This is a genomic window from Actinomadura sp. KC216 (genome assembly GCF_004348535.1).
GTDB lineage: Bacteria > Actinomycetota > Actinomycetes > Streptosporangiales > Streptosporangiaceae > Spirillospora.
In genome coordinates, this window is the sequence record NZ_SMJX01000062.1 from 1 (window position 1) to 24,125 (window position 24,125).

Genomic DNA, 24,125 nt, shown 5'->3' on the forward strand with positions numbered 1-24,125 from the left:
CGCCGGGGGAGCGGTGAGGGCGGCGGTGACCGCGGCGGCGGCGAGAGCGAGCGTCCAGGGCCTGCGGCGCATCGGACCTCCGTGGGGGGCGCGGGGGCGACGGGTTCAGCCCCGATGGTGATCGACTGGCCCCGGCCCGTCTATAGCTCCGGGTAACGAAACCCTTCCCCCGCGTGTGGTGGGACGAAGGGTGGACACCCTGCGCCGGGTGACCCTCCGAACAGGTTCATCTGCGATACGTTCGTGTCGCCCGCGCGCCCCTCGCCGACCGCGCCGCACGGAGGAACGATGTCCGTTCTCAACCAGTTGCTCACCGCCGTCCAGGACGGCTCGGTGGAGATCGTCGACCTGACGGCTCCGCTGTCGGAGCGCACCCCGATCCTCCAGCTCCCGGAGCCGTTCGCCAACACGGTGCCGTTCCGGCTCAAGGAGATCAGCCGGTACGACGACCGCGGCCCTGCCTGGTACTGGAACGACATAGAGACGGGCGAGCACGTCGGCACCCATTTCGACGCGCCCGTGCACTGGGCCACCGGCCGGGACGGCGAGGACGTCGCGCAGGTCCCGCCGCGGCGCCTCGTCGGCCCCGCCGTGGTGCTGGACGCGTCCGCGCACGCCGCCGCCGACCCCGACTTCCTGCTGGAGATCGAGCACGTCCGGGCGTGGGAGGAGGAGCACGGCCCGCTGCCCGAGGGCGGCTGGCTCCTCTACCGCACCGGCTGGGACGCCCGCTCCGGCGACCAGGACACCTTCCTCAACGCCGACCAGGACGGCCCGCACACGCCGGGGATCTCGCCCGAGTGCGCCCGGTGGCTCGCCGAGGAGACCCCCGTCATCGGGCTCGGCGTGGAGACGGTCGGCACCGACGCGGGCGGCGCGCACGCGTTCGACCCGCCGTTCCCGTGCCACTCCTACTTCCTCGGCGCCGGGAAGTACGGGCTCACCCAGCTGCGCAACCTCGACCGGCTGCCCGCCCGCGGCGCGGTGCTGCTGGCGTCGCCGCTGCCGATCGTCGGCGGCTCGGGCAGCCCCGCACGCGTGCTCGGGCTGGTCGAGCGGTGAACGTCGCGGAGGCCGTGGGCGAGGCCCTCGCGCGGCTCGGCGCGCGCACGGTCTTCGGGGTCGTCGGCAGCGGCAACTTCCACGTCACCAACGCGATGATCGCGAACGGGGCCCGGTTCGTCGCGGCGCGGCACGAGGGCGGCGCCGCCACGATGGCCGACGCCTACGCGCGGGTCGGCGGCGGCCTCGGGGTGGTGTCGGTGCACCAGGGGCCTGGCCTCACCAACGCTCTCACCGGCATCGCCGAGGCCGCCAAGAGCCGCACGCCGCTGGTGGTCGTCGCGGGCGAGGTCGCCGCCGCGGCGGTCCGGTCCAACTTCCGCGTCGACCAGGGGGCGCTCGCGGCGGCGGTCGGCGCCGTCCCCGAGCGGGTCCACTCCCCGCGGACCGCGCTCGCGGACGTGACCCGCGCCTGCCGCACCGCCGTCGCCGAGCGCCGCACCGTCCTGCTCGGGCTGCCGCTGGACATCCAGGCCGCCGAGCACCCCGGCCCCATGCAGCGGCCCGCGTCCGCCGGCCGGCGCGCCGCGCAGGTGCCGCCGCTGCCCGTGCCGCCGGCCGCCGCGATCGCCCGGCTCGCGGACGTGCTGCAGGCCGCGCGGCGGCCGGTGTTCATCGCCGGGCGGGGCGCGCGGCTGTCCGGCGCGGCCGAGCCGCTCGCGGACCTGGCCGCCCGCTGCGGCGCGCTCACCGCGACCTCCGCCGTCGCCCGCGGGCTGTTCGGCGGCGACCCCTTCGACCTGGACGTCAGCGGCGGGTTCGCCACCCCGGCCGCCGCCGAGCTGATCGCGGGCGCCGACCTGATCGTCGGCTGGGGCTGCGCGCTGAACGTGTGGACGACCCGGCACGGCGCGCTCGTCGCCAGGGACGCCACGGTCGCGCAGGTCGACGTGGACGCCCGGGCGCTCGGCGCGCACCGCCCCGTCGACCTCGGCCTGATCGGCGACGCGGCGGAGACCGCCCGGGCGGTCGACGCGGAGCTGGAGGAGCGCGGGCACACCGCCTCCGGCTACCGCACGCCCGAGGTCGCGGAGCGGCTCGCCCGCGAAGGGCGCTGGCAGGACGTCCCGTACGAGGAGCATCCCCCCGGCAAGGACGCGCACGGCGCCGACGGCCCCCGCATCGACCCGCGTACCCTGACGATCGCGCTGGACCGGATGCTGCCCCGCGAGCGCACCGTCGCCGTCGACTCCGGCAACTTCATGGGGTACCCGGCGATGTTCCTGGACGTCCCCGACGCCGACGGGCTCGTGTTCACCCAGGCGTTCCAGTCGGTCGGGCTCGGCCTCGCGACCGCCATCGGCGCCGCCGTCGCCCGCCCCGACCGGCTCACCGTCGCCGCGCTCGGCGACGGGGGCGCGCTGATGGCGATCGGGGAGCTGGAGACGGCGGTCCGGCTGGGGCTCGGGCTGCTCGTGGTCGTCTACGACGACGAGGCGTACGGCGCCGAGGTGCACCACTTCGCGCCCGGCGGGCATCCGCTGGACACGGTCGTGTTCCCGCCCGCCGACCTGGCCGCGATCGGGCGCGGGTTCGGCTGCGCCGCGGCGACCGTCCGGCGCCCGGACGACCTCGCCGCCGTGGAGACCTGGCTCGCCGGCCCGCGCGACCGCCCGATGGTCGTGGACGCCAAGATCACGCGTGATCGGCCAGCCTGGTGGCTGGAAGAAGCATTCCGCGGCCACTGACCGTGTTTGTCCGCCGACTCTTGGGAACGATCTCCGGCACGGCCGCGATCCGGGGGTGTCATCGGGTGGGTGCCGATTGGTCGGCATTCGCCGTCACCGGACGGTTGACCGGCTTCGCCCCGCGTACGTACCGTCGCGGCGAGCGTGCACGCCGTCACACGTCCCGGAGGAGGAGAGATGACGCGACGGCCGAAGGTCCCCGAGCTCGCCGCGGAGATGGCCGCGGAGTTCGCCGGCACGATGATCCTGATCCTGTTCGGCGTGGGCGTGGTCGCGCAGGTGGTGGCCGGCAGCGGGCTCGGCGACCCGCAGAGCCTCGGCGGCCACGACAGCATCGCCTGGGCCTGGGGCATCGGCGTGACGCTCGGCGTCTACGTCGCGGCGCGCATCAGCGGCGGGCACATCAACCCGGCCGTCACCTTCGCCCTCGCGGTCTTCAAGGGCTTCCCGTGGCGGAAGGTGCTCCCGTTCTGGTTCGCGCAGCTGCTCGGGGCGTTCACGGCGGCGCTGATCGTCCGGTGGAACTACAGCGAGATCCTGCAGAAGTTCGACCCGGGGCTGACGGAGAAGACGCACATCGTCTTCTCCACCATGCCCGGCAACGGGACGCTGCCGATCGGCACGTGGGGCGCGTTCCGCGACCAGGTGATCGGGACCGCGATCCTGCTGTTCCTCGTCCTCGCCCTCACCGACCTGCGCAACGCGCCGCCGCTGGCGAACCTGGCGCCGCTCATCATCGGGCTCATCGTCGTGGCGATCGGGATGGCGTTCGGCTCCGCCGCCGGGTACGCGATCAACCCGGCCCGCGACCTCGGCCCCCGGCTCGTCCAGTGGCTCACCGGCTACGGGTCGGACGCGTGGCGAGATCAGTACGGGCACCTGTATTTCTGGGTGCCGCTCGTGGCGCCGCTGATCGGCGCGGTGATCGGCGCCGGCCTGTACATCCTGCTCATCGGACGCAACATCCCCGGCGAGGGGGAGGAGGCCCCGCCCACCAGGCCCGAGCCGGAGTACGACGTCACCTGACCCGCCGGGGTCCCGCGCCACACGCAGAAAGGGGAGAGGGCATGCCCGACTTCGTCGGAGCGCTCGACCAGGGCACCACCAGCACCCGCTTCATGATCTTCGACCACGGCGGCAACGAGGTCGCCCGCCACCAGCTCGAACACGAGCAGATCCTGCCCCGGGCCGCGTGGGTGGAGCACAACCCCACCGAGATCTGGGAACGCACCCGCGCCGTCGTCCAGACCACCCTGAACAGGGCCCACCTGACGTACGCCGACCTCGCCGCGTTCGGGATCACCAACCAGCGCGAGACGACCGTGGTGTGGAACCGGCGGACCGGCCGCCCGTACCACAACGCGATCGTCTGGCAGGACACCCGCACCGACCGCATCGCCACCGCCCTGGAGCGGGACGGCAAGGGCGACGTCATCCGCCGCAAGGCCGGGCTGCCGCCCGCCACCTACTTCTCCGGCGGCAAGATCCAGTGGATTCTGGAGAACGTCGACGGTGTCCGCGAGGCCGCCGAGAACGGCGACGCGATCTTCGGGAACATCGACACGTGGGTGCTGTGGAACCTCACCGGCGGGACGGACGGCGGCGTCCACGTCACCGACCCCACCAACGCCAGCCGCACCATGCTGATGGACCTGGAGACCCTCGACTGGGACGACGAGCTCCTGTCGTTCTTCGGCATCCCCCGTCAGATGCTGCCGCGGATCGAGCCGTCCTCCGCCCCGGACCCGTACGGGACGACCCGCGCGGACGGCCCGCTCGGCGGCGAGGTCCCTCTGACCGGCATCCTCGGCGACCAGCAGGCCGCCACGGTCGGGCAGGTGTGCTTCGCGCCCGGCGAGGCCAAGAACACCTACGGCACCGGCAACTTCCTGCTGCTCAACACCGGCGAGGAGCTGGTCAGGTCCAAGGCCGGGATGCTCACCACCGTCTGCTACAAGTTCGGCGACCACGCTCCGGTGTACGCGCTGGAGGGCTCGATCGCGGTGACCGGGTCGGCGGTGCAGTGGCTGCGCGACCAGCTCGGCATCATCTCCGGCGCCGCGCAGAGCGAGTCCCTCGCCCGCCAGGTCGACGACAACGGCGGGGTGTACTTCGTGCCGGCCTTCTCCGGCCTGTTCGCGCCCTACTGGCGCTCGGACGCCCGCGGCGCGATCGTCGGGCTGTCGCGCTTCAACACCAACGCGCACCTGGCCCGCGCCACCCTGGAGTCGATCTGCTACCAGTCCCGCGACGTGGTCGAGGCGATGCGCGCCGACTCCGGCGTCGCGCTGGACGTGCTCAAGGTCGACGGCGGCGTCACCGCCAACGAGCTGTGCATGCAGCTGCAGGCCGACATCCTCGGCGTCCCGGTCTCCCGGCCCGTCGTCGCCGAGACCACCGCGCTCGGCGCCGCCTACGCGGCCGGGCTGGCCGTCGGGTTCTGGAGCACCACCGACGAGCTGCGCCGGAACTGGAACGAGGACCGGCGCTGGGAGCCCACCTGGGACGACGAGAAGCGCCGCGAGGGCTACGCCGGCTGGAAGAAGGCCGTCGAGCGCACCTACGGCTGGGTCGACGTCGAGTGACGAACCGACTGACGAGGGGAACCGCATGACCGCACGCTTCGCCGCCATCGCCGTGGCCGTCGCCTCCGCCGGGACGCTCACCGCCGCCGCTCCCGTGGAGGCCGCCGCCGGCCGGCAGCGGGCCCCGCAGAAGGGGATCGACTTCACCGGGATCGTCGCGCTGAGCAACTGCTCGGGGTCCCTGGTGCGCGGGCCGCGGTCCCGCGACACCGACGCGGCGCTGGTCATGACCAACGGCCACTGCCTGGAGTCGGGGATGCCGAAGGCCGGCGAGGTGATCGTGGACGAGCGGTCGTCGCGGACGTTCACGCTCCTCGACCGCACGGGCGAGAAGGACCTGGGCACCCTCCGCGCCACCCGGATCGAGTACGCGACCATGACGGACACCGACGTGTCGATCTACCGGCTGGACGCCACCTACGCCGCCCTCAAGAAGCGGTACGGCACCACCGCGCTCCGCCTCTCCACGGCCAAGCCCCAGGACGGCACCGGGATCAAGGTCGTGTCGGGCTACTGGCGGAAAATCTACGGCTGCAAGATCGACGCGACCGTGCACCGGCTCCGCGAGAACGGCTGGACGTGGAAGGACTCCCTCCGCTACACGCCCGAGTGCGACACGACCCACGGCACGTCCGGATCGCCGGTCGTGGACGTCCGGACGCGCCAGGTCGTCGGGGTCAACAACACCGGCAACGACGACGGCGAGCGCTGCACGCTCGACAACCCGTGCGAGGTCGGCCGCGACGGCGAGGTCACCGTCCGGCGCGGCTCGCACTACGGCCAGCAGACCTACCTGCTCGCCCGCTGCCTCGGCAAGGGCAACGACGTCGTGCTGGGCGGCGCCTGCGCCCTGCCGCGGCCGTGAGCGTCACCGCTCGGCGAGGAGCCCGGCGCGGAGCCTGTCCAGCGTGGCGCGGAGCAGCCGCGAGACGTGCATCTGCGACAGCCCGATCTGCTCGGCGATCTGCGTCTGCGTCTTGTTGCCGAAGAACCGCAGCAGCAGGATCGTCCGCTCCCGCTCGGGGAGGTCGTCGATCAGCGGGGCGAGGGCGTGGCCGTCGATGAACGCGTCGAGCGCCGGGTCGTCCGACCCGAGGTACTCGCCGACCGTCCCGGCCTCGCCGGACGGCGACCCGTCGGCCGGGGCCTCCAGCGACAGCGGGCGGTAGGCGTCGCAGGCGACGATGACCTCGACGGTCTCCTCCTCGCTGATCTCCATCAGCGCGGCGATCTCCGCGGTCGTCGGGGAGCGGCCCCGCTCGCGGGTGAACTCCTGGACGGTCCGCTGCAGCACCGGCCGCAGCTCCTGGATCCGGCGCGACACGCGCACGCCCCACGTCTTGTCGCGGAAGTGCCGCTTCACCTCCCCGGTCACCACCGGGTAGGCGTAGGTGACGAACCGGTCGCCGATCCCCGGGTCGAACCGGTTGATGGCCTTGACCAGCCCCAGGTAGGCGACCTGCTGCAGGTCGTCGAGCGGCTCCCCGCGGTTGGCGTACCGGCGCGCCACCCCCCGGACGAGCCCGGCGTGCATGTCGACGATGCGCGCCCTGAGCCGCTCCCGCTGAGGATCGTCCTCGTCCAGCCGGTTCATCTCCGCGAGCAGCGTCTCGGCCTGTCCCTCGTCGACCCGGGCGGTGGTGGACTGCACAGCCGTCATGCGTGTCTTCTCCCTCCATGAGCGGCCGCGCAGGCGGGGGGCGACCGCTCGATCCACTCCCTCTACCCGACGATCGGCCCCTGACACAGGCCCCCCGGCGGCCGCGGCCGGGACGCCGGTACAATTTCGGGTCGCCCTATTCGGTGGGGGAGTGGGCCCATGACCGCGCGCGATCGTCCCGTCGACCCCGACGTCGATCTGCATGTGCCGGAGCAGCGGCAGGAGTTGCGGCGCGCCCCCTGGGAGACGCTGGCGGCGGTGTCGGCGGGCGGTGTCCTCGGGGCCCTGGCCCGCTACGGGCTGACCACCGCGTTCCCGTACGGCGCCGGGGACTTCCCCTGGGCGGTGTTCTGGGTCAACGTCTCGGGCTGCCTGCTGATCGGCGTGCTGATGGTGCTGATCACCGAGACGTGGCGGGCGCACCGGCTTGTCCGCCCGTTCCTCGGCGTCGGGATCCTCGGCGGGTTCACCACGTTCTCCACCTACGCCGTCGACATCCGGCAGGCGGTCGAGGACGGCGCGCCGCGGGTCGGGCTCGCCTATCTCGCGGCGACGCTCGTCGCGGCGCTCGCCGCCGTCGTCGCCGGGATGCGGCTCGCGCGGGCGCTCGGCCGGGTGCTCGGCCGGGCGCCGGACCGGCGGCCCGCGGGGGAGGACGGCGAGTGACGGTCCTGCTGATCGCGCTGGGCGCCGCCCTGGGCGCACCGCTGCGCTACCTGACCGACCGCGCCGTCCAGGCCCGGCACGACTCCGCCTTCCCGTGGGGGACGCTCACCGTCAACGTCGCCGGGTCGTTCGTCCTGGGGTTCCTGGTGGCGCTCCCGGCCAATGGCGGGGCCATGGCCTTCGCCGGGACGGGTCTCTGCGGCGCTCTCAGCACGTACTCCACGTTCGGGTACGAGACCGTCCGGCTGGTCGAGGACGGAGCGCGGTTCTACGCCGTCCTCAACGCGGCGGGAAGCGTCGTCGCGGGGCTCGGCGCGGCCTTCTGCGGCATGCTCGTGGCCCAGGCCGTCACCCTGTGAGCCGGTGAAACGTGGTGCGGCCCAGGCTCGCAGCCCAGAGCACAGGCTCCGAGCCGACGAGTGGGCCGCGACGTGACTGTGCCCATCCGGCCGTTTCGGTAAACCGGTGGGTGCCTCGACTGTCACGGCACGGGGACATGGAACGCGCCGCCGGGACCGGCCGTCGGCCCGCCCTCGGCACCGTGCCCCCGGCGCGCCCGGTTAACACCTGACATATCGGGCATTCACGCATTTCACGCGAACTCTGCACTTCACACGGGGAATTCATGAGGAAGGAGCGTCCGCCATGCGCCACGAAGAGTTCATCGGCCAGGTCCAGAACCGGGGCCGCCTCTCCGGCCACGGCGAGGCGGAGCGGGCGACCCGCGCCGTCCTGGAGACGCTCGGCGAGCGGATCCCGGAGGGGCTCGCCGACAACCTCGCGGCGCAACTGCCGCACGAGATCGGCGAGCACCTGCGCCGGACGGAGGTCTACGGCGGCGCCGGGAGCGGCGAGCGGTTCGGCCGGCACGACTTCATCGAGCGGGTCGGGGCCCGGGCCGGCGCCGACGACCCGCACGCCGCGTTCCTGACGCGGGTCGTGCTGGAGGTGACCGACGAGGCCACCCACGGCGGGGTCGCGCACAAGGTGGCCGGCAGCCTCCCCGCCGACCTCAGGGACCTGGTGGCGTCCGGCAGCAACGGCTGACCGCCGCGGCGAGCGGATCGCGTGGCCGCTCGCGAATCCCGGGACCGCCGAGCCCGGCCGCCGGCGCTGACGGCGGTCAGTGCCGGGCCCGCCGGGCGATCACGATCAGGTCGACCGCGGCGATGACGGCGACGGCCGCGCACACCGCCGCCGCGACCCAGGCGCCGTCGTCGTCGCCGCGCTGCCCGGCCACGGCGAACACGATCGCGGCGGCCGCCGTCCCGACCAGCGCCAGCCCGGACAGGATCGCCCGCAGCCGCAGCGGGCTGCGGGCGTCCAGGGGCTCCCTCCCCGCCGGCTGCCGGTGCCGGTAGGGGCCGCGCGAGCCGGGCCCGTTTCCGTCCATGCGCTGGTCGTGCCCGGTCAGGGCCGGTCGATGCGCCCGGCCGGTGATCAGTGGGCGCTGGACGCCGCCCAGATGTTGATCCCCGCCTCCACCGCGTCCCGGTCGATCGCGGCGAGCTCGTCGGCGGTGAAGTCGAGCCGGTCGAGCGCCGCGAGGTTCTCCTCCAGCTGCGCGACGCTGCTCGCGCCGATCAGCGCCGAGGTGACGCGGCCGTCGCGCAGCGACCAGGCCAGCGCGAGCTGCGCCAGCGTCTGCCCGCGCCCCCGGGCGATCTCGTTCAGCGTCCGGACGTGCCGGACGTTCTCCTCGGTCAGCAGGTCCGCCGAGAACGACGTCCCCTTGCTGGCCCGCGACCCCGCCGGGACGCCGTCGAGGTACTTCCCGGTCAGCATCCCCTGCGCCAGCGGCGAGAACGCGATGCAGCCCGCGCCCTCCCGGTCGAGCGTGTCGAGCAGCCCGCCCTCGATCCACCGGTTGAGCATCGAGTAGGACGGCTGGTGGATCAGCAGCGGCGTGCCCATGTCCCGCAGGATCGCCGCCGCCTCGGCGGTGCGCTCGGCGGAGTAGGACGAGATCCCCGCGTACAGGGCCTTCCCGGACCGGACGGCCCGGTCCAGCGCCCCCATCGTCTCCTCCAGCGGCGTCTCCGGGTCGAAACGGTGGCTGTAGAAGATGTCGACGTAGTCGACGCCCATCCGGCGCAGCGACTGGTCGAGGCTGGCGAGCAGGTACTTGCGCGACCCCCACTCTCCGTACGGGCCGGGCCACATGTCATATCCGGCCTTCGTCGAGATGATCAACTCGTCCCGGTAGGGGGCGAGGTCGTCCCGCAGGATCCGGCCGAAGTTGGACTCGGCGGAGCCGTAGGGCGGCCCGTAGTTGTTGGCGAGGTCGAAATGCGTGACACCGAGGTCGAACGCCCTGCGCAGGATCGCCCGCTGGACGTCCAGCGGCCGGTCGTCGCCGAAGTTGTGCCACAGCCCCAGCGAGATCGCCGGGAGCCGCAGCCCGCTGCGCCCGCACCGCCGGTAGGGGATCCGCCCGTATCGTCCGCTGTCCGCCGCGTAGGTCATGCCGACGAGTATTTCAGCGCCGAAGGTGGCAAGAAGATTCAGAGAAATCACGGACGAGGAGGTCCCCGGTGGTGACGCTGCGCAGCTATGTGTCGGGATCCTGGCATTCTCCAGGCGACGAGGGCGCGCCGCTGCGCGACGCCGTCACGGGGGAGGAGGTCGCCCGCATCTCCTCGGCGGGGATCGATATGGGCGCCGCGCTCGGACATGGGCGCGCGGCCGGCGGCCCGGTGCTGCGCGAGCTGACGTTCCACCAGAGGGCGGCATTGCTGAAGGCGCTCGCCTCGCACCTGCGCGAGCACCGCGAGGAGCTGTACGCGCTGTCGGCCCGCACCGGCGCGACCCTGGGCGACTCGAAGTTCGACGTGGACGGCGGCATCGGCGTCCTGTTCGGCTACTCCAGCAAGGGCAGGCGGGAGCTGCCGAACGACACGGTGCTGGTCGAGGGGGGCGTCGAGCCGCTCGGCAAGGGCGGCACGTTCGTCGGGCAGCACCTGTGCACGCCGTCGCCCGGCGTCGCCGTGCAGATCAACGCGTTCAACTTCCCGGTGTGGGGGCCGCTGGAGAAGCTCGCGCCCGCGTTCCTCGCCGGGGTGCCGAGCCTGATCAAGCCCGCCAGCCAGACCGCGTACCTGACCGCGCGGCTGGTCGAGCTGATCGTGGAGTCCGGCATCCTGCCGGAGGGCACCGTGCAGATGGTCTGCGGCGACCCGCGCGACCTGCTCGACCATCTCACCGAGCAGGACATCGTCGCGTTCACCGGGTCGGCGTCCACGGCCCGGCTGCTGCGCACGCATCCCGCGATCGTCGGGAACGCCGTCCGGTTCAACGCCGAGGCCGACTCGCTGAACTGCTCGATCCTCGGACCGGACGCGGCGCCCGGCACGCGGGAGTTCGACCTGTTCGTCGAGCAGCTCGTCGCGGAGATGACCGTCAAGGCGGGCCAGAAGTGCACCGCGATCCGCCGCGCGCTCGTGCCCGCCGCGCTGATCGGCGACGTCGCCGAGGCCGCGCGGGACCGGCTGTCCGGGGTCACGGTCGGTAACCCGGCCGACCCGGACGTGCGGATGGGCGCGCTCGCCGGGCTCGACCAGCGCGAAGAGGTGCGGCGCTCCCTGAAGGCGCTCCTGGACGCGGGCCAGACCGTCTTCGGCGACCCCGCCCGCGTCGACGTGGTCGGCGCGGACGCCGAGCGCGGCGCGTTCATGTCGCCGATCCTGCTGCGCGCCGACGACGCCGGACGCGCCGAGCCGCACGAGGTCGAGGCGTTCGGGCCGGTCAGCACCCTGCTGCCCTACGACGGCACCGCCGCGCAGGCGGTCGAGCTGGCCGTCCGCGGGCGGGGCAGCCTCGCCGGGTCCATCGTCACGGCCGACACCGATTTCGCCCGGGACGTCGTCCTCGGCACGGCGCCCTGGCACGGCCGCCTCCTCGTCCTGAACGGCGAGAACGCCGCCGAGTCGACCGGGCACGGCTCGCCGCTGCCCGCGCTCGTCCACGGCGGGCCCGGACGCGCCGGAGGCGGCGAGGAGCTGGGCGGGATCCGCGGGGTCGTGCACCACATGCGGCGCACCGCCGTCCAGGCCGGGCCCGCGATGCTCACCGCGATCACCGGGCGGTGGGTCCCCGGCACCGACCGGACGGTCACCGACGAGCACCCGTTCCGCAAGTACCTGGAGGACCTGCGCGTCGGCGTCACCGCCGCCGGAGGGCCCCGCGTCGTCACCCTCGACGACGTCGAGCACTTCGCCGAGTTCACCGGCGACACCTTCTACGCCCACATGGACGAGGACGCCGCCCGCGCCAACCCGTTCTTCCCGGGACGCGTCGCGCACGGCTACCTCGTCGTGTCGTTCGCCGCCGGGCTGTTCGTCGACCCGGCGCCGGGGCCCGTCCTCGCGAACTACGGGCTGGAGAACCTGCGGTTCCTCACGCCGGTCTCGCCGGGCGACGAGCTGTCGGTCACGCTGACCGCCAAGCAGATCACGCCGCGCGAGGGCGCCGACTACGGCGAGGTCCGCTGGGACACCGACGTCACGAACCAGGAGGGCGCCTCGGTCGCCAAGTACGACGTGCTGACGCTGGTGGCCAAGAGGCCCAAGCACGATTAATCATGTGGAGAAGGCGTCCGCGGGGGAGACGCCGCCCGCCAGTGGAACGGGGTGCGCCATCGCATGATCAGTCCCCTGCACATCCAGACGGTGCGCGAGGTCGTCCGCACCGGCTCCTTCGCGGACGCCGCCCGCAACCTCGGGTACACCGCGTCCGCGGTCTCCCAGCAGATCGCCGCGCTGGAGCGCGCCTGCGGCCTGGTGCTGTTCGAGCGCCGGGCCCGCAGCGTCCGGCCGACCAGCGCCGCGTTCCTCATGGTCAGCAAGGGCAACGACGTGCTGTCGGCCCTCGACACGCTGGAGCGCGAGCTGCGGACGGTCGCGAGCGGCGAGCGCGGCGCGCTGCAGCTCGGCAGCTTCCCGACCGCCAGCGCCCGCATCCTGCCGCGGGTGCTGGCGGAGCTGTCCCGGGTCCGGCCCGGCATCGAGATCACGCTGTCGGAGGGCGAGCCGGACGAGCTGCTCCCCGAGCTCCTCGACGGCGACCTCGACCTCCAGCTCGTCTACCGCTACGACCTGTTCCCGCGCACCTGGCCCGACCAGATCGTGGAGACGCCGGTCATGGACGAGAACCTCGTCCTGTGCGTGCCGGAGGAGCATCCGCTCGCCGCCGGGCGCACCGTCCGGCTCCGGGAGCTGCGGTCGGAGACGTGGATCGCGAGCCGCCCGGAGAGCTCCGGCGCGCAGGCGCTGCTGCGGCTGTGCAGCACCGCAGGGTTCACGCCGAACATCGCGTTCCGCAGCAACGACTACGCGGTCGTGTGCGGGCTCGTCGGCTGCGGCCTCGGGATCGCGCTCGTCCCGGCGCTCGGCTGCGTGCCCGCCCCCGGCCTGCGGATGATGCGGCTCAGCCGCCGCACCCCGCAGCGGCACGTCACCGTCCTGCGCCGCACCACCAACACCAACCCGCTGGTCAAGGACGCGATGCGCGGGCTCACCGAGGTCGCCCGCGGGGTCGAGGCCGAGATCAGCGACGCAACCGGCCCTTGAGCTCCATCGCCTCCCGCACCCGCCGCTGCGCCAGCGCGAGCGCCGCCTCGTGCGTGGTCGTCCCCTGCGCGCGGGCCGCCGCGAGGACCGTCTCGGTGTTCTCCCGCATCTTCGCCGACACGGCCGCGAACACGGCGCCGGCTTCGGGGCGGAACGCCGAGTAGCGGGCGTCCATCGCGAAGCCCGCCGCGACGACCCCGCCCGCGTTCGCGACGAAGTCAGGCACGACCGTGACGCCGCGCGCGGCGAGGACCCGCTGCGCCGCCGGTCCGGTCGGCAGGTTCGCGCCCTCCACCACGATGCGCGCCCGGACGTTCGCGGCGACGCCGGCGTCGATGACGTCCTGCAGCGCCGCCGGGACGAGGACGTCCGCCGGGACGAGCAGCTCCGCGCCCACGTCCAGCAGCCGCCCGCCGCCGTACTCCTTCACGACCGCGTCGCCCGCCTCCGCCCGCAGGTCGAGGAGCCGCGCGACGTCCAGGCCGTCCGGGTCGTGCAGCGCGCCGTGCGCGGTCGAGACCGCCACGATCGTCGCGCCGAGCTCGGCGAGGCGGCGGGCCGCCGCGTGCCCGACCGCGCCGAACCCCTGCACCACGGCCCGCGCGCCGCGCAGCGACGTCCCGGCGTGCCGGGCGGCGGCGTCGGCGGCCTCCGCGACGCCGAAGCCGGTCACGCCCAGCTCGTCGTAGGGCAGGCCGCCGAGGACGTGCGGGGTGCCGACCGCCGCGCCCCGGTCGGCCAGCTCGTCCTGGACGATCGCCGCGTCCCGCTCCGTCAGCCCCATGTCCAGGCCCGCGACGTACTGCCGGGGGATCTCCTGCGACAGCGCCCGGACGAACGACCGCAGGATCGCCTCCCGGTCCGGGGAGCCCGGGTCGGCCATGATCCCGGCCTTCGCGCCGCCGAAGAACAGGTCGACGCCCGCCCACTTGTAGGTCATGACCCGCGCCAGCCGCGCCACCTCCGCGACCGTCAGCGACGCGCTCATCCGCATGCCGCCCTTGCCCATCCCGCGGGCGGTGTTGTCGATGACCAGGACGCCGCGCATCCCGGTGCGGGAGTCGGACACGCACACGACCCGCTCGGGGCCCCACTCGTCCATCAGCGAGAGCACGTCAGACACGGTTCAGCTCCGGGCGCGGGCCGTCCCCGGCGAACCGGGCCGCGCCGAACGGGGACACGTCGGCGAACGGCTCCCGCCCGAGGTACAGGTCGCGGACGACCTCGCCGACCGCCGGGCCCTGGAGGAACCCGTGGCCGGAGAAGCCCGTCGCGTACAGGAACCGGGACACGGACGCGTCCTCTCCGATGAGCGCGTTGTGGTCGGGCGTGACCTCGTACAGGCCCGCCCAGCCGCCGGTCAGCCCGACGTCGAGCAGCCGGGGCGCGCGGGACCCGATCGCCTCGGTCAGGCGGGGCAGCCACGCGTCCGAGCGGTCGAGCCGGAACCCTGGCCGCTCCTCCGGGTCGGACATCCCGAGCATCAGGCCCTCGCCCTCGCCGTGGAAGTAGAACGACGTCGCGAAGTCGATCGTCATCGGGACGGGGCGCGGCAGGTCCGGGATCGGCTCGGTGAACACGATCTGGCGGCGCAGCGGCTCCACCGGCAGGTCGACGCCCGCCATCCGGCCGACCGCCGCCGACCAGGCCCCGGCCGCGCAGACCACGGCCGGTGTCGCGATGCGGCCCCGGCTCGTCTCGACCGCCTTGATCTCGCCGCCGCCGGTGTCGATGCCGGTGACCTCGCAGTGCGTGACGATCGTCGCGCCGTGCCGCCGGGCGCCCGTCGCGTACCCGAGGACGACCGACTCCGGCGTGCAGTGCCCGTCGTCGGGGGAGAACGCCGCGGCGAGCAACCCGTCCGTCTCGATCATGGGGGACAGGCGCCGCGCCTCCGCCGCCGAGATCATCCGGCTCGGCACGCCCAGCTCGTTCTGCAGCGCGACGCTCCGCTCGAACGCCGCCACGTCCTCCGGCCGCGACAGCAGGAACAGGTAGCCGACCCGGTGGAGGTCGATCTCCTGGCCCGGACGCTCGCCGAACCGCGCGAACGCCTCCAGGCTGCGGGCCCCGAGCCGGATGTTCACCTCGTCGGAGAACTGCGCCCGCACCCCGCCCGCCGCCTTGCACGTCGAACCGGACCCCAGCTCGTCCCGCTCCACCAGCACCACGCGCCGCACCCCGGCCTCGGCGAGATGGAACGCGATGCTCGTCCCCATCACGCCGCCGCCGATGACGACGACCTCCGCCCTGTCGTTCAAGGAGGATTCCACGGCTCGCGCTCCTACAGCCGGAAGCCGAGGTCGGGGCTGATCTCCAGGACGTCCATCTGCGCCTTCTGGAGCCGCCCGGAGTGGTCCCAGTTCATCGACTGCCAGCGGGTGAACTGGTCCAGCACCCACATGCCCGACTGGCGGCTGCCGTTCCCGGAGCGGCCGTTGCCGCCGAACGGCAGGTGCGCCTCCGCGCCCGACGTCGAGTTGTTCACGCTGACCATGCCCGCGGAGATCCGCCGCCGGAACGCGAACACCTTCGCCGGGTCGGTCGTGTAGATCGACGCCGACAGCCCGTAGCCGGGCGCGTTGGCGAGCGAGATCGCCTCGTCGAGCGTGCGGTACGCGGTGACGCCGACGATCGGGCCGAACGTCTCGTTCATGAACAGCTCGTCGCCGGGGCCGACGCCGTCCACGATGACCGGGTGGTAGTAGAGCCCGGCCTCGGCGTCGCCGGTGAAGCCGTCGCGCGGCGCCGCCGCCGTGATCCGGCCGGTCGCGGACGAACCGTGCACGGTGTGGTGCGGGCCGATCCAGCCGAGCGCCTTCTCGAACCCGTCCGCGAACCGCTCGTTGATCAGCGGCCCGTACAGGACGTCGCCCGCCGGGTCGCCGACCACGGCGGCGCGCGCCGCCTCGTCCAGCAGCCGGACGAACTCGCCGTGCACCGACTCGTGGACGATCGCCGTCCCGAGCGACGTGCAGCGCTGCCCGGCCGTCCCGAACCCGGAGAAGAGCGCGCCCTCGACGGCGAGCGGCAGGTCGGCGTCCTCGGTGACGACCATCGGGTTCTTGCCGCCGAGCTCCAGGCACGGCGACTGGAGGTGCCGCCCGCACAGCGCGCCGATCCGCGACCCGACCTCGGTGGACCCGGTGAAGCCGACCTTGTCGACCAGTCCCTGGCCGAGGGCCCGCTCCAGCCCCTGATAGGTCTCCGGGCCGTCCGCGTAGACGACGTTGAGGACGCCGTCCGGCACGCCCGCGTGCGCGAACAGCTGGTAGAACGCCTCGGCGCACGCGGCCGCGTACTCGGCGGGCTTCCACACCACCGCGTTGCCGCACAGCAGCGCCGGGACGATGTACCAGGACGGCACCGCCACCGGGAAGTTCCCCGCCGTGATCACCATGACGGCGCCGACCGGGTCGCGGAAGGTGAACAGCTGCTTGTCCGGCATCTCCGACGGCACCGTCTGCCCGTACAGGCGCCGTCCCTCGCCGAGGAAGAACGCGCAGGTGTCGGCGATCTCCTGGACCTCGCCGAGCGCCTCCGCGTACGGCTTGCCGACCTCGCGGGTGACGACGCGGGCGAGGGCCTCCTTGTTGGCCTCGACGAGCCGCCCGATCGCGGCGACGACCTGCCCGCGGACGGGCGGCGGCACGTCCCGCCAGGCGTCCTGCGCCGTGCGGGCGGCGGCGCAGGCGCGGACGAGGTCGCCCGCGCCCGCGAGGGACACCTCGGCGACCACGTCGGCCGTGCGGGACGGGTCGGTGGACCGGTACGGGCGGGGCCCGGACGGGATCCGGGCGCCGCCGATGATGGAGGACAGCACGAGTCCAGCGTGAACAGGCAGGGCCCCTCGCGCCAAGATCGGGTAGAGCTCGGCTTTCTTACCGCGAGGCCAAGCCTCGCTGAGGCTCTTTCTCCGGGGGGCGCCGTTAAGCGTTCCTTGGCCAACCGCCAATCTGTTCGTGGGCTTGCGGAGTCGACCCCGGCACGGGCGGCGTCCCATGCTCGAACCGCGCCTGCTCGAAAACCGTGCCATGATCCACGCAGGAGACCGCATGCCCGAGCCCGCCGACGCCCACTTCCTGGAGAAGGCCGCCGCCCTCAGCCCGCCGGCCGTGCCCGTCCCGCCCGGCCCGCCGGGCGGGGAGCGGCTCCTGGAACTGTTCGACGCCCAGCTCGGCAGCCGCCACCTCGACCTCGCCGCCCGGTGGCTGCGGTCCGAGGGCAGCGGCTTCTACACGATCGGGTCGTCCGGCCACGAGGGGAACGCCGCCGTCGCCGCCGCGCTCCGCCCCGACGACCCGGCCCTGCTGCACTACCGCTCGGGCGCGTTCTTCCTGGAGCGGGCGCGCCAGGTCCCCGGCGGGGACCCGCTCCGCGACGTGCTGCTCGGTCTGGTCGCCGCCGCCGAGGAACCCATCGCGGGCGGGCGCCACAAGGTGTTCGGCAGCCACCGCCTGCACGTCATCCCGCAGACGTCCACGATCGCGTCGCATCTCCCGCGCGCGCTCGGGCTGGCCTTCGCGATCGAGCGGGCCGCCCGGCTCGGCGTCGAGACGCCCTGGCCGCGCGACGCCCTCGCCGTGTGCAGCTTCGGGGACGCGTCCGCCAACCACTCCACGGCCACGGGCGCGATCAACGCCGCCGTCAACACCGGCTTCCAGGGCCTGCCGCTGCCGCTCCTGTTCGTCTGCGAGGACAACGGCATCGGGATCAGCGTCCGGACCCCGCCCGGCTGGATCCACGCCACCTACGGGTCGCGTCCGGGGCTCGCCTACTTCCACGCCGACGGCTGCGACCTCGCGGACGCCTGCGCCGTGGCGTCGCGGGCCGCGGACTGGGTGCGCGAGCGCCGCCGCCCCGCGCTCCTGCACCTGCGGACCGTACGGCTGATGGGCCACGCGGGCTCCGACGTCGAATCGTCCTACCGGACCCCCGCCGAACTGGCCGCCGACCTCGACCGCGACCCCCTCCTGCAGACGGCGCGCCTGCTCGTCGGCACCGGCGTCGCGACGCCCGGCGAGATCATCGACCGCTACGAGGCGAAGCGCGACGAGGTGATGGCCCTCGCCGCGAAGGCCGCCGGGGCGCGGCGCCTCTCGTCCGCCGCCGAGGTCATGGCACCCCTCCACCACGCCGCGACCCCCCAGGACGCGGCGCCGCCCGACGGGGAGCCGGTGACGGTCGCGCAGGCGATCAACCGGACGCTCGGCGACCTGCTCGACCGGCGCCCCGGCCTGGTCGTGTTCGGCGAGGACGTGGCCCGCAAGGGCGGCGTCTACGGCGTCACGCGCGGCCTGCTGAAGCGGGCCGGGGCGGCGCGGGTGTTCGACACGATCCTGGACGAGCAGTCGATCCTCGGCCTCGCGCTCGGGTTCGGCCTGGCCGGGATGCTGCCGGTCCCGGAGATCCAGTACCTCGCCTACCTGCACAACGCCGCCGACCAGATCCGCGGCGAGGCGGCGACGATGCGGTTCTTCTCCTCGGGCCGGTACCGCAACCCGATGGTCGTCCGCGTCCCCGGCTACGCCTACCAGAAGGGGTTCGGCGGGCACTTCCACAACGACAACGCCGTCGCCGCGCTGCGCGACATCCCGGGCCTCGTCATCGCCTCACCGGCCCGTCCCGACGACGCCTCGGGCATGCTCCGCGCCTGCGTGGACGCCGCCGAGGCGGACGGGCGCGTCTGCGTGTTCCTGGAGCCGATCGCGCTCTACCACGCCCGCGACCTGCACGAGGACGGCGACGGCGGCTGGCTCGCCCCGTCCGGCGGGACCGTTCCGATCGGCCGGGCCCGCACCTACGGGGACGGCCGGGACCTCACCATCGCGACCTTCGCCAACGGCCTGCGGATGAGCCTGCGCGCCGCGCGCCGCCTGGAGGCGCGGGGCATCAGGTGCCGCGTCCTGGACCTGCGCTGGCTCGCGCCGCTGCCCGCCGCCGACCTGCTCCGCGAGGCCCGCGCGACCGGCACCGTCCTGGTCGCGGACGAGACGCGCCGCACCGGAGGCGTGTCCGAGGCCGTCCTCACCGCGCTCGCCGACGCGGGCTTCCAGGGCCGGACGGCGAGGGTCGCCAGCGAGGACAGCTTCATCCCCCTCGGCGACGCCGCCCAGCATGTCCTGCTGTCGGAGGACGCGATCGAGGCGGCGGCGGAACGCCTGATCACCGGGTCTCGATGACGGGGTCGCCGCCGAGGTAGGCGGCCTTGACGCGGTCGTCCTGCGCGAGCTCGGAGGCCGCGCCGGACAGGACGATCCGGCCCGTCTCCAGCACGTACGCGCGGTCGGCGAGGCGGAGCGTCTGGTGCGCGTTCTGCTCCACGATCAGGATCGTGGTGCCCTGGTCGCGGATCTCCCGGATCACGCGCAGCACCTGCTGCGCCATCTGCGGGGCGAGGCCCATCGTCGGCTCGTCGAGGGCGAGGAGGCGGGGGCGCAGCATCAGCGCCCGGCCGATCGCGAGCATCTGCTGCTCGCCGCCCGACAGCAGCCCGGCGAGCTGCCCGCGCCGCTCCCCGAGCCGGGGGAACATCTCGTACACCTCCTCCCGGCGGGCCGCGACGGCGCTCTTGTCGCGGCGCCGGAGGTAGCCGCCGAGCAGCAGGTTCTCGGCGACGTTCAGCGCCGGGAACACGCGCCTGCCCTCCGGGACGTGCCCGAGCCCCGCCGCGACGACCTTGTGCGCGTCCATGCGGGTGATGTCGCGGCCGTCGAACTCGACGCGCCCGGACCGGGCCCGGTGCAGCCCGGTGACCGTGCGGAGCGTGGTGGTCTTGCCCGCGCCGTTGCTGCCGAGCAGCGCGACGATCTCGCCGTCGCCGACCTCGAACGAGATCCCGGCCAGCGCCTCGACCTGCCCGTACCGGCTGTGCAGATCGCTCACCTTGAGGAGCGTCCCGGACGTCATCGCAGCACCTCCGTGACGAGGTCGGTCTCGGGGTCGTCCGGGACGCCGAGGTAGGCGGCGATGACCCGCTGGTCCTCCTGGATCTCGGCGGGCGGGCCTTCGGCGATCGTCCGGCCGTACTCCAGCACCGTCACCCGGTCGGAGATCGACATGACGAGCGCGACGTCGTGCTCGATCAGCACGACCGCGGTGCCGAGCGCGCTGATCCGGGCGATCAGCTCCATCAGCGCCCGCTTCTCGGTCGGGTTCGCGCCCGCGGCGGGCTCGTCCAGCAGCAGGACGCGCGGGTCGCCGGCGAGCGCCCGCGCGATCTCCAGGCGGCGCCGGTCGCCGTAGGCGAGGCCGCCCGCCGGGCGGTCGGCCGCGTCGAGCAGGCCGACGAAGTCGAGGCAGCGGCGGACGGTGTCGGCGTCGTCGCGGGAGAGCGGGCGCAGCAGGCCGCGGTCGCGGGCGAACCGGCCGATCAGGACGTTCTCCGCGACGGTCATCTCGTCGAACAGCCGGATGCTCTGGAACGTGCGGGCGAGCCCGGCGGCGGCGACCCGGTGCGGGGCCCTGCCGCGGACGTTCCGCCCGGCGAGCACGACGGTCCCGGCGGACGGCGGGATCATCCCGGTGATGCAGTTGAACGCGGTGGTCTTGCCCGCGCCGTTCGGGCCGATCACGCTGACGACCTGCCCGGCGTCCGCGCGGAGCGCGAGCCCGTCCACCGCCGTGACGCCGCCGAAGCTGCGCGACAGGCCGCCGACCTCCAGCAGCGTCCCCGTCGCGGACGGGAGCGCGGGCGCGGGCCCGGCCTTCGCGGGCAGCCGGAAGCGGCGCGGGCGGTAGGGCCACACGCCCTGCGGGCGGAGGAGCACGATCAGGATCAGCAGCAGCGCGAAGATCAGCCCCCGGTACTCCTGGATGCTCCGCAGCACCTCCGGCAGCGCGATGATCACCACCGCGCCGATCATCACGCCGGGCCGGCTGCCCATCCCGCCGATGATCACCACGAGCAGGATCATCAGCGAGGTCAGGAACGTGAAGCTGGACGGGTCGACGGTGCCGAGCTGCGCCGCGTTCAGCGGCCCCGCCACCGCGCCGGTCATCGCGCCGAGGACGTAGGCGAGCAGCTTCACCCGCCGGGCCGGGACGCCGACCGCCTCGGCCGCGGTGTCGTCCGACCTGATCGCCCGCCACGCGTACGCGAGCCGGGACCGGGCGAGCAGCGCGGTCAGCCCCAGCACGACGACGAAGAACGCCAGCGACAGGTGGTAGAAGTCCTTCGGCATGACGATCTCGCGGCCGCCGAGCGTCACCGGCGGGATCCCGGTGAGGCCGTTCGGGCCACCGGTGATCTCCAGGTTGATCACCGTGATCCGGATGATCTCCCCGAAGCCGAGCGTGACGATGGCGAGGTAGTCGCTGCGCAGCCGCAGCGTCGGGTACCCGATCACGACCCCGGCGACCGCGGCGGCGGCCACCGCGGCGGGCAGCGTGAGCCAGAAGTTCCACTCCAGCTCCACCATCAGCAGGCCCGCCGTGTACGCGCCGATCGCGAAGAACGCCGCGAAGCCGAGGTCCAGCAGGCCCGCGTACCCGACGACGATGTTGATGCCGAGCCCGAGGATCGCGTAGATCAGGATCGTCGCGCCGACGGTCAGGCCGTAGTCGTCCATCGCCTGGCCCGCGATCAGCGCGACCACGATCAGCAGCGGCCAGCCCCCGTAGCGGGCGGGCGTCTCCCAGCGCCCGAGACCCGGCAGGCGCGTTGCCAGGCGCCCCTTCATGCGCGCTCCACGACGCGCTCGCCGAACAGGCCGGTGGGTCTCAGCGCCAGCACCGCGATCAGCAGCCCGAAGATGATCACGTCGGTCCAGCGGGACGAGACGTACCCGGCCGAGAACGACTGGACGAGCCCGATCGCCACGCCCGCCACCATCGTCCCCGGCAGGTTCCCGATCCCGCCGAGCACGGCGGCGGTGAACGCGCGCAGCCCGATCAGGAACCCCATCCCGAAGCTGATCTGCACGTAGTACAGCCCGTACATCACCCCGGCCGCGCCCGCGAGCAGCGAGCCGATGAAGAACGTGATGAGGATGAGCCGCTCGACGTTGATGCCCTGCAGCCGGGCGGCGTCCCGGTCCATCGCGAGGGCGCGCATCGCCGTCCCCGTCACCGTGCGGGTCACGAACAGCCACAGCCCGGCCATCAGCGCCACCGACAGCACGACCAGCGCGAGCTGCCCCCACGTGACGCGGACGGACCCGCTGAAGATCTGCCCGCCGTCCAGGGTGTTCGGGTACGACTTGAACCGCGCGTCGGTGAGGACCTTCACGCCCTCCTGCAGCGCCAGCGACACCCCGATCGCGGCGATCAGCAGCGCCAGCCGCGGCGACGCCAGCAGCGGGACGTAGGCCGCCTTCGCGATCCCGGTGCCGACGACGCCGGTCGCCAGCGCGCCGACGAGCACGGCGGCGGCGATCGCGGGCAGCGCCATCCCGCCGGTCATGCCGAGCGTGGTCAGCGTCCCGAACCCGGCGAACGCGCCGATCATGAACACGTCCCCGTGCGCGAAGTTGATCAGCCGCACCACGCCGTAGATCATCGAGTAGCCCAGCGCGATCAGCGCGAGGAACGCCCCGATCGTCAGCCCGTTGACGAGGTACTGGACGAATTCGCTCATGAGGTCTTGGCGTCCACCCAGGTGCCGCCGCTCTTGTCGAGCTTCTTGTAGGCGGTGAACGCGCCGCTCTGGACCCGGACGGTGATGTACAGCGGGTCGGTCCGGTCGCCCTTGTCGTCGAAGGTGATCGGCCCGGTGATGCCGGGGAAGTCCTTCATCTTGTGGAGGGCGTCGATGATGTCCTTGCCCTCGGTGGACCCGGCGTCCTCGATCGCCTTCGCGATGACCTTCACCGCGTCGTACTCGTACACCGAGAACGGCCCCGGGTCGGCGTTGTGCGCGGCCTTGTAGGCGGTGACGAACTTGGCGGCGGCGGGCAGGTCCTTGGCGAGCGGCGCGGTGGTGGCGATGTAGCCGTCGGCCGCCGCGCCCGCCGTCTTCAGCACGGTCGAGTCGGTCGTCGCGTCCCCGCCCATCAGCGTGAACTTCAGCCCGAGCTGCTTGCTCTGTTTGAGCAGCAGTCCGGCCTCGGCGAAGTAGCCGGTGAAGTAGAGGACGTCCGGCTTCGTCGAGCCCGCCTTGGTCAGGACGGGGCTGTAGTCGGACTGGCCGGGCTGCAGCGCGTCCTGGTACACGACCTGGGCGCCCGCCTGCTTCGCCGAGTTCGCGGTCGCGTCCGCGAGGCCCTTGGCGTAGGTGGTGTTGTCGTGCAGGAGCGCGATGCGCTTCGCGCCGAGCTGCCCGGTCATGAACTTCGCGGCCACCAGGCCCTGGTTGTCGTCGCGGCCGCAGGTGCGGAACACCTTGCCCTCGCCGGTGTCGGTGAGGGACGGGTTCGTGGACGCGTCCAGCACGAACGGCACGCTCCGCCGCCCGAAGATCGGGATCGCGGGCACCGCCGCGCTGGAGCAGTACCCGCCCGCGACCGCCACGACCCCGCTGTTGAGGAGCTTCTGCGCGGCCTGCGCGCCCTGCTGGGCGCTGCACTGGTCGTCGGCCTCGACGATCCGGATGTCGCGGCCGTCCACCCCGCCCGCCTTGTTGATCTCGTCGGCGGCGACCTTCGCGGCGGCGAGGATGTCCTGCCCGGCGGAGGCGGAGTCCCCGCTCAGCGGCGCCGGGACGCCGATCTTGATGGCGCCCGACCCGCCGGAGCCGTCACCGGACCCGCAGGCCGCGGCGAGCGGGACCAGCAGCAGCCCGGCGCCGGTCGCGGTGAGGAGGCGGAACCCGCGTCGGCGGTTCCGGGAAGTCGATCGAGTCATCGGCGCCTCTCCGTCGCTCAAGGGCGGGATGCTGAAAGCCTGAAACCTCGTGGGACGGCCGTCGAGACGGGCAAGCATGCGATCTCATGTAGTGATCGATAAGAACCGCTTGCCC

The 24,125-nt window shown here is 73.5% G+C and carries 21 protein-coding genes; 11 read left to right on the forward strand and 10 right to left on the reverse strand.

The genetic code is table 11. The features are described from left to right. Positions 1-288 precede the first annotated feature (288 nt). From E1264_RS13610 to E1264_RS13630, 5 genes are all read left to right on the forward strand, one after another. On the forward strand, positions 289-1,062 hold the full coding sequence (locus E1264_RS13610) for a cyclase family protein (RefSeq protein ID WP_132173256.1): 774 nt from the start codon (positions 289-291) through the stop codon (positions 1,060-1,062). Further along, complete coding sequence (locus tag E1264_RS13615) at positions 1,059-2,750, forward strand: thiamine pyrophosphate-binding protein (protein ID WP_132173258.1); 1,692 nt, start codon at positions 1,059-1,061, stop codon at positions 2,748-2,750. Before E1264_RS13610 ends, E1264_RS13615 begins: the two co-directional genes overlap by 4 nt. A gap of 177 nt (positions 2,751-2,927) precedes the next feature. After that, complete coding sequence (locus E1264_RS13620) at positions 2,928-3,776, forward strand: MIP/aquaporin family protein (protein ID WP_132173260.1); 849 nt, start codon at positions 2,928-2,930, stop codon at positions 3,774-3,776. Between the two features lie 41 nt (positions 3,777-3,817). After that, positions 3,818-5,335 (forward strand): glycerol kinase GlpK, encoded by a 1,518-nt coding sequence (glpK, locus tag E1264_RS13625; RefSeq protein WP_132173262.1) that lies wholly within the window; start codon positions 3,818-3,820, stop codon positions 5,333-5,335. 25 nt (positions 5,336-5,360) lie between these two features. Then, complete coding sequence (locus tag E1264_RS13630; protein ID WP_132173264.1) at positions 5,361-6,200, forward strand: serine protease; 840 nt, start codon at positions 5,361-5,363, stop codon at positions 6,198-6,200. 3 nt (positions 6,201-6,203) lie between these two features. On the opposite strand, the gene E1264_RS13635 is transcribed toward E1264_RS13630, so the two are convergent. Continuing rightward, on the reverse strand, positions 6,204-6,995 hold the full coding sequence (locus E1264_RS13635) for a SigB/SigF/SigG family RNA polymerase sigma factor (RefSeq protein ID WP_132173266.1): 792 nt from the start codon (positions 6,993-6,995) through the stop codon (positions 6,204-6,206). Positions 6,996-7,154: 159 nt separating this feature from the next. On the opposite strand from E1264_RS13635, the gene E1264_RS13640 reads away from it, so the two are divergent. The 3 genes from E1264_RS13640 (at position 7,155) to E1264_RS13650 (ending at position 8,708) form a co-directional block, all read left to right on the forward strand. Then, complete coding sequence (locus tag E1264_RS13640) at positions 7,155-7,661, forward strand: CrcB family protein (protein WP_132173268.1); 507 nt, start codon at positions 7,155-7,157, stop codon at positions 7,659-7,661. Next, positions 7,658-8,020, forward strand: a complete 363-nt coding sequence (gene crcB, locus E1264_RS13645; protein WP_132173270.1) for a fluoride efflux transporter CrcB — start codon at positions 7,658-7,660, stop codon at positions 8,018-8,020. The genes E1264_RS13640 and crcB overlap by 4 nt, the downstream gene beginning before the upstream one ends. A gap of 286 nt (positions 8,021-8,306) precedes the next feature. Further along, positions 8,307-8,708, forward strand: coding sequence for a DUF2267 domain-containing protein (locus E1264_RS13650; protein WP_132173272.1), 402 nt, complete (start codon positions 8,307-8,309; stop codon positions 8,706-8,708). A gap of 76 nt (positions 8,709-8,784) precedes the next feature. Here E1264_RS13650 and E1264_RS13655 read toward each other — a convergent pair whose 3' ends face one another. Further along, entirely contained in the window at positions 8,785-9,054 is a 270-nt protein-coding gene (locus tag E1264_RS13655) for a DUF6343 family protein (protein WP_132173274.1), read from the reverse strand. A gap of 47 nt (positions 9,055-9,101) precedes the next feature. Next, positions 9,102-10,127: an L-glyceraldehyde 3-phosphate reductase gene (gene mgrA, locus E1264_RS13660; RefSeq protein WP_132173276.1), complete on the reverse strand. Its 1,026-nt coding sequence runs from the start codon at positions 10,125-10,127 to the stop codon at positions 9,102-9,104. Positions 10,128-10,195: 68 nt separating this feature from the next. Here mgrA and paaZ point away from each other — a divergent pair, with 68 nt between their 5' ends. Together paaZ and E1264_RS13670 are read left to right on the forward strand one after the other, a co-directional pair. Next, the gene (gene paaZ / locus E1264_RS13665; RefSeq protein ID WP_132173278.1) at positions 10,196-12,238 is read left to right on the forward strand and encodes a phenylacetic acid degradation bifunctional protein PaaZ; all 2,043 of its coding nucleotides are present in this window, start codon (positions 10,196-10,198) and stop codon (positions 12,236-12,238) included. 63 nt (positions 12,239-12,301) lie between these two features. Beyond that, positions 12,302-13,228 (forward strand): LysR family transcriptional regulator, encoded by a 927-nt coding sequence (locus E1264_RS13670; RefSeq protein WP_132173280.1) that lies wholly within the window; start codon positions 12,302-12,304, stop codon positions 13,226-13,228. Here E1264_RS13670 and E1264_RS13675 read toward each other — a convergent pair. The 3 genes from E1264_RS13675 to E1264_RS13685 are packed head-to-tail and all read right to left on the reverse strand — an operon-like array spanning position 13,206 to position 17,051. Continuing rightward, a complete protein-coding gene (locus E1264_RS13675; RefSeq protein WP_207935899.1) occupies positions 13,206-14,351 on the reverse strand; it encodes a Glu/Leu/Phe/Val dehydrogenase in 1,146 nt (381 codons plus the stop codon). The two genes, E1264_RS13670 and E1264_RS13675, sit on opposite strands and share 23 nt — an antisense overlap. Beyond that, positions 14,344-15,501, reverse strand: a complete 1,158-nt coding sequence (locus E1264_RS13680) for an FAD-binding oxidoreductase (RefSeq protein ID WP_243710921.1) — start codon at positions 15,499-15,501, stop codon at positions 14,344-14,346. Before E1264_RS13680 ends, E1264_RS13675 begins: the two co-directional genes overlap by 8 nt. A gap of 11 nt (positions 15,502-15,512) precedes the next feature. Then, positions 15,513-17,051 (reverse strand): aldehyde dehydrogenase family protein, encoded by a 1,539-nt coding sequence (locus E1264_RS13685; protein WP_243710922.1) that lies wholly within the window; start codon positions 17,049-17,051, stop codon positions 15,513-15,515. Positions 17,052-17,283: 232 nt separating this feature from the next. On the opposite strand from E1264_RS13685, the gene E1264_RS13690 reads away from it, so the two are divergent. Further along, positions 17,284-19,410, forward strand: coding sequence for a thiamine pyrophosphate-dependent enzyme (locus E1264_RS13690; protein WP_132173282.1), 2,127 nt, complete (start codon positions 17,284-17,286; stop codon positions 19,408-19,410). On the opposite strand, the gene E1264_RS13695 is transcribed toward E1264_RS13690, so the two are convergent. Genes E1264_RS13695 through E1264_RS13710 form a run of 4 tightly spaced genes read right to left on the reverse strand, consistent with a single transcriptional unit; the run spans position 19,394 to position 24,010 of the window. Then, positions 19,394-20,137 (reverse strand): ABC transporter ATP-binding protein, encoded by a 744-nt coding sequence (locus tag E1264_RS13695; protein WP_132173284.1) that lies wholly within the window; start codon positions 20,135-20,137, stop codon positions 19,394-19,396. The genes E1264_RS13690 and E1264_RS13695 overlap by 17 nt on opposite strands. Next, positions 20,134-21,909 carry a branched-chain amino acid ABC transporter ATP-binding protein/permease gene (locus E1264_RS45310; RefSeq protein WP_132173286.1) on the reverse strand — a complete coding sequence of 592 codons (1,776 nt, stop codon included), beginning with the start codon at positions 21,907-21,909 and terminating at the stop codon, positions 20,134-20,136. The genes E1264_RS13695 and E1264_RS45310 overlap by 4 nt, the downstream gene beginning before the upstream one ends. Continuing rightward, positions 21,906-22,805, reverse strand: a complete 900-nt coding sequence (locus E1264_RS13705) for a branched-chain amino acid ABC transporter permease (RefSeq protein ID WP_132173288.1) — start codon at positions 22,803-22,805, stop codon at positions 21,906-21,908. Before E1264_RS13705 ends, E1264_RS45310 begins: the two co-directional genes overlap by 4 nt. After that, positions 22,802-24,010 carry a branched-chain amino acid ABC transporter substrate-binding protein gene (locus E1264_RS13710; protein WP_165964163.1) on the reverse strand — a complete coding sequence of 403 codons (1,209 nt, stop codon included), beginning with the start codon at positions 24,008-24,010 and terminating at the stop codon, positions 22,802-22,804. The genes E1264_RS13705 and E1264_RS13710 overlap by 4 nt, the downstream gene beginning before the upstream one ends. Between the last annotated feature and the right edge of the window lie 115 nt (positions 24,011-24,125).